The 3,315-nt window shown below is 65.8% G+C and carries 2 protein-coding genes; both read right to left on the reverse strand.

The genetic code is table 11. The features are described from left to right. Nucleotides 1–74: 74 nt before the first annotated feature. Nucleotides 75–1,340 carry a 2-oxoglutarate dehydrogenase complex dihydrolipoyllysine-residue succinyltransferase gene (odhB, locus tag AC5JJ6_RS05330; protein WP_496041047.1) on the reverse strand — a complete coding sequence of 422 codons (1,266 nt, stop codon included), beginning with the start codon at nucleotides 1,338–1,340 and terminating at the stop codon, nucleotides 75–77. An 87-nt stretch (nucleotides 1,341–1,427) separates the two neighbouring features. Continuing rightward, nucleotides 1,428–3,315, reverse strand: a 1,888-nt coding sequence (locus AC5JJ6_RS05335; protein ID WP_496041048.1) for a 2-oxoglutarate dehydrogenase E1 component, incomplete at its 5' end; no start/stop codon positions are given.

The raw sequence follows: 3,315 nt of genomic DNA on the forward strand, positions 1-3,315 counted from the left end.
GAAACCCAGACAAGATAACGCCCCAGCCATGATATGACCGGGGCGTCCTCTTGGCCGGAAAATCTTAAGCCGGATCAGAGATCCAGCAGGAGACGCTGCGGGTCTTCGATGCCTTCCTTCAGGCGGACGAGGAAGGTGACCGCTTCCTTGCCGTCGATGATGCGGTGATCGTAGCTGAGTGCCAGATACATCATCGGGCGGGCTTCGATCTTGCCGTTCACCACGACCGGACGTTCCTGGGTCTTGTGCATGCCCAGGATGGCCGACTGCGGCGGGTTCAGGATCGGGGTTGACAGCAGCGAACCGTAGACGCCGCCGTTGGAGATCGTGAAGGTGCCGCCGGACAGGTCTTCCATCGACAGCTTGCCGTCACGGGCCTTCTTGCCGAGGGCGCCGATAGCCTTCTCGATCCCGGCGAAGCCGAGCTTGTCGGCATCGCGCACGACGGGGACCACCAGACCGGTCGGCGTGCCGACGGCGACGCCGATGTCGTAGTAGTTCTTGTAGATGACGTCGGTGCCCTCGATCTCGCCGTTGACCGCCGGGATTTCCTGGAGCGCCGCGATAGCCGCCTTCACGAAGAAGGACATGAAGCCGAGCTTGACGCCGTGCTTCTTCTCGAACACGTCCTTGTAGGCATTGCGGACGGCCAGCAGGTTCGTCATGTCCACCTCGTTGAAGGTGGTCAGCATGGCGGCCGTGTCCTGGGCTTCCTTCAGGCGCTCGGCGATGCGCTGGCGCAGGCGCGTCATCCGCACGCGCTCTTCCTGGTCGGCGCGGGCGCGCGGGCCGGCGGGAACGGCGGGCTTCGCCGCCGGAGCGGGCTTAGCTGCGGCGGGAGCCGGCGTCGGCATCTGGGCCGGGCGGCTCTCCAGGAAGCGCAGCACGTCTTCCTTGGTCAGGCGGCCGTCCTTGCCGGTAGCGGAGATGTCCGACGGCGTCAGCTTGTTGTCGTCGATCAGCTTGCGCACGGCCGGCGACAAGGTGTCGTGCTGGGTCGCGGCGGGAGCCGATGCGGGAGCGGCGGGAGCCGGGGCGGCTGCGGGAGCCGGGGCGGGTTCGGCCTTGGCAGCCGGAGCGGGCTTGGCTGCGGGGGCGCCGGCGCCGTCCGACAGGGTGCCCAGCAGGGCGCCGACTTCGACCGTTTCGCCTTCGCCGGCAACGATTTCAGCCAGGGTGCCGGCCTGCGTCGCGTTGACTTCCAGAGTGACCTTGTCGGTTTCCAGCTCCAGCAGCGGCTCGTCCAGCGCTACGGCGTCGCCGACGTTCTTCAGCCATTTCGCGACCGTCGCTTCCGTGACCGACTCGCCCAGAACGGGGACCGTGATTTCCAGGGCCATGATGTCTTAACCTTTTTTTCTTGAAAGGGCTTCGTTCGGTTTCTGTGCGGGATTGCGCGGGAGCCGGCGGCTCCCGCGCGGGTCAGGTTACTTCACGGTCAGCGCGTCATCGACGAGCTTGGCCTGTTCCTGGTTGTGCCGCTTGAGCATGCCGGTCGCCGGAGACGCCGCTTCGACGCGGCCGGCATAGCTTGGACGGCTCGCCTTGATCTGCGCCGCGACGATGCAGTCTTCCAGGCGGCGGTCGATGAAGGCCCAGGCTCCCATGTTGCGCGGCTCTTCCTGGCACCACACGACATCGGCGTTCTTGTAGCGGGACAGCTCGCGCGTCAGCGACGTGCGCGGGAACGGGTAGAGCTGCTCCAGCCGGACGATCGCGACGTCCTTGATGCCGCGCGCCTCCCGCTCCTGGAGCAGGTCGTAATAGACCTTTCCGGTGCACAGCACGACCCGGCGGACCTGATCGTCGGCCACCAGTTCGAACGGCTCGCTCAGGATGCGGTGGAACGAGGTGCCGGGGCCGAACTCTTCCAGCTTCGACACCGCCAGCTTGTGGCGCAGCAGCGACTTTGGCTCGAACACGACCAGCGGCTTGCGGAAATCGCGGCGCATCTGGCGGCGCAGGGCGTGGAAGTAGTTGGCCGGCGACGTGCAGTTCAGGATCTGCCAGTTGTCCTCGCCGCACATCTGGAGGTAACGCTCGATGCGGGCGGAGCTGTGCTCCGGCCCCTGGCCTTCGTAGCCATGGGGCAGCAGCATCACCAGACCGGACATGCGGAGCCACTTCGACTCGCCGGAGCTGATGAACTGGTCGATGATGACCTGCGCGCCGTTGGCGAAGTCGCCGAACTGGGCTTCCCACAGGACCAAGCCGTGCGGCTCGGCCAGCGAGACGCCGTATTCGAAGCCCAGCACCGCCGCTTCCGACAGCGGGCTGTCATGGACCTCGTAGGTGGCCTGACCTTCCCGGATGCTGTTGAGCGGGATGAAGCGCTCTTCGGTTTCCTGATCGATCAGAACCGAGTGGCGCTGCGAGAAGGTGCCGCGCCCGACGTCCTGGCCAGACAGGCGGACCGGCGTGCCTTCGGCGCAAAGCGTGCCGAACGCCAGCGCTTCCGCCGTCGCCCAGTCGATGCCTTCGCCGCTCTCGATCGCCTGGGCCTTGGCCTTGAGCTGGCGGGCGATCTTGCTGTTGATCTTGATGTGCTTCGGCTCGGTCGAGATCGCCTTGCCGACTTCGCGTAGCAGATCCATGCTGACGGCGGTGTTGCCGCGACGGTCGTCGCCGGACGCTGCTTCCAGGCCGGACCACTTGCCTTCCAGCCAGTCGGCGCGGTTAGGCTTGTAGTGGCTGGCGACCTCGAAGTCGTCTTCCAGCTTCTTGAAGAAGTCGTTGACGATCTGCTCGGACTCGGCCGGCGTGATCACGTTCTCGGCGATCAGCTTCTGGGCATAGACTTCGCGGGTGGACGGATGGCTGCGGATCGCCTTGTACATCAGCGGCTGGGTGAACGCGGGCTCGTCGCCCTCGTTGTGGCCGTGACGGCGATAGCAGAACAGGTCGACGACCACGTCCTTCTTGAACTTCTGGCGGAACTCGATCGCAATCCGCGAGACGTGGACCACCGCTTCCGGATCGTCGCCGTTGACGTGGAAGATCGGCGCCTGGATCATCTTGGCGACGTCGGTGCAGTACGGACCCGAGCGCGAGTAGCTCGGCATCGTCGTGAAGCCGATCTGGTTGTTGATGATGAAATGGATGGTGCCGCCGACCCGGTAGCCCTTCAGCTCGCTCATCATCAGCGTCTCGGCGACGAGACCCTGGCCGGCGAAGGCCGCGTCGCCGTGCAGCAGGATGCCGAGAACCTCGTCACGGCTTTCCTCGGTCGGCGGAACGGTGCCGCTGCGCTGGATCTGCTTGGCGCGGACGCGGCGGACCACGACGGGATCGACGGCTTCGAGGTGCGATGGGTTC

Source organism: Skermanella sp., from assembly GCF_059503625.1.